Genomic DNA, 6,468 nt, shown 5'->3' on the forward strand with positions numbered 1-6,468 from the left:
ACCACGTGCGACACACGGCCCGATGGGCCCGCAGGCTGCGCCGCGATGAGGGCAGTGCCGCGATCGAGGCCGCCATCATCCTCCCGTCGCTGATCATGTTCCTGTGTCTGGCGATCGCCGGCGGACGTCTCGTCACCTCCGGCGCGAAGATCGACGCAGCGGCCGAGGACGCGGCCCGGGAAGCCTCCATTCACCGCACCGCGGGAGCCGCCCAGAGCGCCGCACAGTCGGCGGCCGCCGAATCCCTCGACGACCAGGGCATCACGTGTGCGTCGACCGGCGTCAGCATCAACACCGGTGGCCTGAGCGTTCCGGTGGGCCAGGTCGGCACGGTCACGGTGACCGTGACCTGCACGGTCAACTTGTCGGATCTCTTGTTGCCGGGTGTGCCGGGGGCCCGGACGCTCACGTCCACGGCTATCTCGGTGGTGGACCAGTACCGGCAGCGAGGTGACTGATGAGCTACCGGCACAGAAGGCAGAACGACGCCCGGTGGGATGACCGGGGAGGCGTCACCGTGTTCGTCGCGGTGTGCGTCATCGCGCTGATCGGCATCATCGGCGTCGCCGTGGACGGTGGCAGCAAAATGCGCGCGGTGGAACGCGCCGACTACATCGCCGGCGAGGCCGCCCGGGCAGGCGGTCAGGCCATCGACCCCGCCGAGGCCATCAGCGGCAACGCGATCGTCGTGGACCCGCAGGACGCCCAGGCCGCAGCCCAGGCGTACTTGCGCTCGGCCGACGCCACCGGCACGGTCGGCGTGTCCGGCGACGGCAAGACCCTCAGCGTCACTGTCAGCGCCACGTACGACACGAAGTTTTTGCCGGTGGTCGGGATCGGCTCGCTGTCGGTGGCCGGCCAGGGCAGGGCCACCCTCCTGCACGGCGTCACCGCTCCCGGAGGAAACTGATGCGCACCACCCCCTCTCCCTCCGCGACGGTGGCCCGCAGCCTGGCCCGTGGCCTCAAGGCTGTGCTGAGCCTGCTCGTTCTGGTCGCGGCGGTCGCGGGGCTGCCGTTGCTGCTGGCCTGGGCCACTCCGGTCATCTGGGCTTCCACCCACAACGACCTCACGCACCTGCTGGACCGGCAGGACACCGGCGGAGTGTTCCTACTGCTGCTCCTCGCGGTGGGCTGGACCGGGTGGGCGCAGTTCAGCTTCTGTGCGGTACGCGAGCTGTTCGCACAGGTGCGGGGCCGGAGCTGGCACGCCCCGCGCGGACTGGGCTCCTCGCAACGGGCTGCGGCTCTTCTGGTCGGCAGCATCCTGGTGCTGCTGCCCACGAGTTCGGCCCTGGCCTCCGAGGCCCAGGCCGCACCAGCTACCACGGCGCCCAGCGTCCCCGGCCAGGGGGACCAGACTTCGCGGGGCGCCGAGGCCGATCCGGACTCGCCGTCCTCCACGACAAGCACGCCGGCGTCCCGTACGCCGTACACGGTGCGCGAGGTGCGGCCGGCGGAAAGCCTGTGGGGCATCGCCGAGCGGGAGCTGGGCGACGGCGAGCGGTGGCGGGAGATCGCGTCCCTGAACGAGGGCCGCGTGATGCCCGATGGCGAGGTCTTCCGCGCGAACATTTTCCTGCAGCCTGGCTGGCAGTTGAAGATGCCCGATGCCGCTGCTGCGGCGGGGGGTGTCCGTACACAGTTGGGGGACGGCCCTGCGGCTGCTGCCAGGGAGAGCGGGCACGTCGTCACGGTCGACTCGGGCGACTACCTGTCGAAGATCGCGGAGGAGGAGCTGGGCGACGGTGACCAGTGGCCCGCGTTGTTCGAGGCCAGCGAGGGCAAGGCGCAGCCGCGCGGCCTGCCGGAGATCACCGATGCGGATGTGATCTACGCAGGGCAGCAGGTCACCGTGCCCGATACTCAGTCTGATCAGCAGGCGCCGCCACGAGACCGCGGCGACGGCGATGGTGCGGGCGATCAGGACAGCACTCCCCCGGCTGCTCAGGCGCCGGACGGCAACCAGAAGCCGGGCGATGACAGGGGCGATGGGCGGGTGCCCGTGCCGGGTCAGAGCATGTCGCCCGCACCTAAGTCGTCAGCTCCCAGTACGCCGAGCGGCCGCCCCGCCGAGCGGCCTGGACAGGAACACTCTCCTTCCGCGACTGCTTCAGCGACGCCGCAGCCCAGCACCAGCACCTCCTCCTCTTCCGCCCCGCCGTCGCCGTCGGCGTCCGCGTCGGCCCCGCCATCGGCGACGGCGACGGCTGAGCAGTCCGGTGCCGCCGGCTCCTCCCCCGCCGCCACAGCGTCCAAAACACCGGCACCGGCACCGGCCGACGGTCTGCTGGTGCTGCGCACCGTGCTGGGCGCCGGCGCGCTGCTGGCGGCCGCCGTCACCGGCGCTCTCGCGCTGCGACGGACGCTGCAGCGTCGCCGGCGCAAGCCGGGTGAGAAGATCGCCATCGCGGCGGAGACGTCCCCGGCCGAGGCGCAGCTGGCGGCCGCCGCCGAACCGGGCGGCGCTGCGCGCCTGGATGTGGTGCTGAGGACCATGGCCCACCAGGTGGCCCAGCAGGAGGGCGCCGGCCTGCCGCCGCTGCGGGCCGCGCGGATCAGCGCCCGCACGGTAGAGGTGCTGCCCGAGGATCTTGCCCAGGCACCGCAGCCGCCCTTCGTGTCCGGGCAGGGCGCCTGGTGGGTCCTGGATTCCGACGCCGTCGTCCTGGACGAGGAGGCCGCCCGCGAGGTGCCGGCACCGTATCCGGGGCTGGTCACGGTCGGCAGCACCAAAACGGGTGACCTTCTGCTGCTCAACCTCGCCCGGGTGCCCGCCGTTGTACTGGACGGCAATCCGGTGCACATCAGTGAGATGTGCACGTCGCTCGCCCTCGAGTACGGGATGAGCCCGTGGGCGGGCGAAGTTGAAGTCGTGACGGTCGGGTTCGGCGAGGACCTGCCGCAACTGCTGCCCACCGCGCGGATCGCCCACATGCGCCAGGCCACACACGCACTGCGGGATCTGAGAGAACGGCTGCTCGAGGCTCACCAGATGCCCGAAACCCAGCATCAGCCCTATCTGCTGCTGTGTGCGTCCCCTCTCGACACGGACACAGCGTGGGAGTTCGCCGACGTCATCGACAAAGCCGGAACGGTCCCCGTCACCCTGGTCGCCCCGGCAAGTACGGCGGCCGCCCACTTCCCCCAGGCGGAGATCCTCAACGCCTCACTCAGCACACCGCAGCAACTCCACTCCGTCGGCACCGACATCACGGTCCAGCGTCTGGAGCACGCCTCATACCTCCAGATCACCACCGCGTTGAAGATGTCCGCACAGCCGGCCCACCCGGCTGACGGCCCCTGGCAGGACGTCCCGGCAGAACCCGACAGCGTGCACCAGAACGGGCAGAGCGAACCCCAGGAGCCGGCCGTGCCCGCAGCCGACGCGGGCACGATCCCCCCGGCGACGCCGGCAGCACACGTGAGCGTCGACGTCTTCCCGGCCCTGCTCACCGCCGCCACCACCGACCCGACCGCACTTCGTCTCCTGCCCACCGCCACACCGGCACCTCAGGCCGGGAAGGGCCCCGCCCCGGATACCGAAACGCCGATGACCACGGCCGCAGCAGGTCCGGCAGCGGAGGAAGCCGACGCCGAGCATGCCACTGAGGAGAGTCCGGCTACGGAGGCGGGGACGGCTGAGAGTGCGGCGCATGACCTGCAGGCGCCGGAGATCCGGGTTCTGGGCCCGGTCGAGGTGACAGGCGTGGACAACACCGGCCACGGCCCGCGGATGGCACAGCTCGCCGCTTTACTGTTCTTCAAGCCCGGGCGGAACGCGGACGCCGTGTGCTGCGACATGGATCCCGTCAACCCGTGGGGACTGAGTACCCTCAACGCCCGGACGCAGGGCCTGCGCCGCTCCCTGGGCAGCGACCTGGCCGGCGACCCCTACGTGCCGCGCCGCACGTCCGGCGAGGACCCCTTCCGGCTCGCTGCCGGAGTGCGGTGCGACTGGACCCGCTTTCTTCACCTCGCCGAACGCGCCCTGCCGCTGGGCCCGGCCGGACTGCCTGATCTGGAGAAGGCGCTCACCCTGGTCCGCGGCAGGCCGTTCGGCAGCACGCCGCTGCCCTGGGCAGAGCCCTACCAGCAGGAGATGGTCACGCGGATCATCGACGTGGCACACACCGTCGCCACATACCGCACCCCCGCGGGCCCGCACCACGACCTCAGCGCGGCCCGTCAGGCGATCGCGACCGGTCTCGATGCCGACGACTCGGCGGAACTTTTGTACCGGGACTGGCTCCGGATCGAGAACTCGGCTGGGAACCGGCAAGGACTGCACACCGCCATCACCCGCGTCCAGCAGGTCAACCGGGCACTCGACTGCTCCCTGGAGACGGAGACCGAGCAACTCATCAACGAACTCCTCAGCCCGGCCCGGGGCCATCACAGCCACAACACCGGGCCCATCCCGCCCTCCGCCTCCACCGGCCGCGGCCGCAAACCCTCCGCCCAGCCGACGTCGGTGCCCGGCCCGTCAGCCGACACCCAGTCGTGAACACCACGCCGACACGGGGCCGTTGATGCAGCAGCGCGAACAGCCACGCACACACAACGAGAGCACCCGCCACACAGCGCGGACCGGCCCCGCCCACCGCCTGCTCACCGTCACCATCGTCGTCGGAGCGGTCGTCATCGCCGGTATCGGCTTCGCCGGTTCCTACGCGGCGGTCCGCGAACTCGCCCTGGAGAAGGGCTTCGGGAACTTCAGTTACGTGTTCCCGATCGGCATCGACGCGGGCATATGCGTACTGCTCGCGCTCGACCTGCTCCTCACCTGGACCAGGATCCCCTTCCCGCTGCTCCGTCAGACGGCATGGCTGCTGACGGCGGCGACGATCGCGTTCAACGCCGCCACCACCTGGCCGGACCCGCTCGGCGTCGCCATGCACGCAGTCATCCCGATCCTGTTCGTGGTCTGCGTGGAAGCGGCCCGGCACGCCATCGGCCGGATCGCGGACATCACCGCCGACAAGCACATGGAAGGCATACGCCTCACCCGCTGGCTGCTCTCCCCGCTCCCCACCTTCCTGCTGTGGCGCAGGATGAAACTGTGGGAGCTGCGCTCGTACGAGCAGGTCATCAAACTCGAACAGGAACGCCTCGTCTACCAGGCCCGGCTGCGCACCCGCTACGGCCGCGGCTGGCGCCGCAAGGCCCCGGTGGAGTCCCTGATGCCACTGCGGCTGGCCCGCTACGGCGTGCCGCTGGCAAAGACGGCGCCCTCCGGTCTCGCGGCGGCGGGCATCGAGCCCGCACTGCCGCCCCCGGCGCCCCGGCAGCAGACGGAACCGCAGCACGTCCAAGCGCCGTCGCAGGCGGGCCCGGCAAGCATGCCTCCCGTCGAGCACCAGCGCCGTCCCACTACGAAGGACCACTCTGCTTTCGATCCGCCGAGCTACCAGGAAAAGGCCAACAAACCGGAACCCAACGCCTCGTTCACTCCCCCGCAGCCCATCCATCCATACGGATACGAACCGCCCCACAGAGCAACCGAACCCGCACGCCAGGACAAAGACCCCTCCGCACCAACTGCACAGACCACGCATACGCAGCCACACGAAAAGGTGGAGTCCCAGCCGCATCCGGCACGGGAGCGACCACACGAACAGCAGGACACTGCACCGAGAACCCGCGAACATCCAGCGCCAGCTCATCCCTCCACCGGGACAATGCACGATGCCCGCTCTCCACGCACTCAGCAGACCGAAAGGATACAGACTCCCCCAGAAGGCCTTCCACCGCACCGGCCCAACCATCCGCAACCAGAAGCAGGCACCGCGCCAGAAGGCCCCACTGCTCCACCACCGCCCAACAGCCGGACGTTTAAAGCCGCATCAAGGAGAACCCTGAACTCACAAGACGAAGGAACACAAAACAGCGTCCAGTCGACCAAGTCCCCCTCGCTCCTCACGGTCGACCGCTACTACCAGGCCTGGCACACCTTCCGCACACAACACGGAAGGGAACCCGATGGCGCCGCCTTGTCCGCCAGCCTCGCGAAACAGGGAATCCTGGCCCGGGACGGCCAACCAATCAAAGTGAAATCACTCGTTCGCTACTACCTCGAATTCCGTCTCTATACCATATGGGCCGAACACCGGGCCGACAGCGACACCCCAGAGCTCGAACAAGTAGCCAAAGAACTCACCCGAGAGGGCATTACTGCGCAGTACCACAAGCCGATCCGGCCAGCCGACCTCGAAAAATATTCGACCACCTTCGAAAACCGATGGCAGACGCTACAACACCACACCAGCAGCACCAAACGAAAAGAGACAATGGCGGAACCTCACCGAGAAGGCGGGCAACCGGCCTCTACCTCTCCCCTCGCAAGGTCTGCCGAACGAGCGGCTCTTTACCGTACTAGGGCGCGTATCGAGTCGTGATCAATTTGTGGGATCCGCCCTCGCTCCAGTTCCTGGTTCGGTATTTGTTCTTGCATGACGCGCGTACAACT

General features: G+C 69.2%; 4 protein-coding genes. All 4 read left to right on the forward strand.

All coding sequences use genetic code 11. The annotated features are described in order from the left end of the window. Positions 1-5 precede the first annotated feature (5 nt). Genes AB0D14_RS41285 through AB0D14_RS41300 form a run of 4 tightly spaced genes read left to right on the forward strand, consistent with a single transcriptional unit; the run spans position 6 to position 6,397 of the window. A complete protein-coding gene (locus AB0D14_RS41285) occupies positions 6-458 on the forward strand; it encodes a TadE family protein (protein WP_362789548.1) in 453 nt (150 codons plus the stop codon). Beyond that, complete coding sequence (locus AB0D14_RS41290; RefSeq protein ID WP_362789551.1) at positions 458-910, forward strand: Tad domain-containing protein; 453 nt, start codon at positions 458-460, stop codon at positions 908-910. Before AB0D14_RS41285 ends, AB0D14_RS41290 begins: the two co-directional genes overlap by 1 nt. Further along, positions 910-4,506 (forward strand): hypothetical protein, encoded by a 3,597-nt coding sequence (locus tag AB0D14_RS41295; RefSeq protein ID WP_362789554.1) that lies wholly within the window; start codon positions 910-912, stop codon positions 4,504-4,506. Before AB0D14_RS41290 ends, AB0D14_RS41295 begins: the two co-directional genes overlap by 1 nt. A 25-nt stretch (positions 4,507-4,531) precedes the next feature. Next, positions 4,532-6,397 (forward strand): DUF2637 domain-containing protein, encoded by a 1,866-nt coding sequence (locus AB0D14_RS41300; RefSeq protein WP_362789556.1) that lies wholly within the window; start codon positions 4,532-4,534, stop codon positions 6,395-6,397. Positions 6,398-6,468 lie beyond the last annotated feature (71 nt).

The organism is Streptomyces sp. NPDC048484, from assembly GCF_040651415.1.
Taxonomy (GTDB): Bacteria; Actinomycetota; Actinomycetes; order Streptomycetales; family Streptomycetaceae; genus Streptomyces.

Excerpts from the sequence above, each read along its gene's own strand:
- AB0D14_RS41295 (WP_362789554.1), top strand. The coding sequence starts at position 910 with ATGCGCACCACCCCCTCTCCCTCCGCGACGGTGGCCCGCAGCCTGGCC.
- AB0D14_RS41300 (WP_362789556.1), top strand. The coding sequence starts at position 4,532 with ATGCAGCAGCGCGAACAGCCACGCACACACAACGAGAGCACCCGCCAC.
- AB0D14_RS41290 (WP_362789551.1), top strand. The coding sequence starts at position 458 with ATGAGCTACCGGCACAGAAGGCAGAACGACGCCCGGTGGGATGACCGG.